The 550-nt window shown below is 67.1% G+C and carries 1 pseudogene; it reads left to right on the forward strand.

From position 1 onward, the window contains the following. Positions 1-550 (forward strand): annotated as a pseudogene (bipB, locus tag J5M67_RS27630) (type III secretion system translocon subunit BipB); the annotation flags it as partial.

Consider the following 550-nt stretch of genomic DNA (forward strand, 5'->3'; position numbering starts at 1 on the left):
TTCATGGACAAGCTGATGCAGCCCGTGATGGACGCGATCCTCAAGCCGCTGATGGAGATGATCTCGTCGCTCATCACGAAGGCGCTCGTCGCGTGCGGCGTCGATCAGCAGAAGGCCGAGCTCGCCGGCGCGATCCTCGGCGCGGTCGTGACGGGCGTCGCGCTCGTCGCGGCCGCGTTCGTCGGCGCATCGGCGGTGAAGGCGGTCGCCTCGAAGGTGATCGACGCGATGGCCGGCCAACTGACGAAGCTGATGGATTCGGCGATCGGCAAGATGCTCGTGCAACTGATCGAGAAGTTCTCCGAGAAGTCGGGGCTGCAGGCGCTCGGCTCGCGCACCGCGACCGCGATGACGCGGATGCGCCGCGCGATCGGCGTCGAGGCGAAGGAAGACGGGATGCTGCTCGCGAACCGGTTCGAGAAGGCGGGCACCGTGATGAACGTCGGCAACCAGGTGTCGCAGGCGGCGGGCGGCATCGTCGTCGGCGTCGAGCGCGCGAAGGCGATGGGCCTGCTCGCCGACGTCAAGGAAGCGATGTACGACATCAAGC

It is taken from the genome of Pseudomonas sp. 30_B (assembly GCF_017491605.1).
Classification (GTDB): Bacteria; Pseudomonadota; Gammaproteobacteria; order Pseudomonadales; family Pseudomonadaceae; genus Pseudomonas.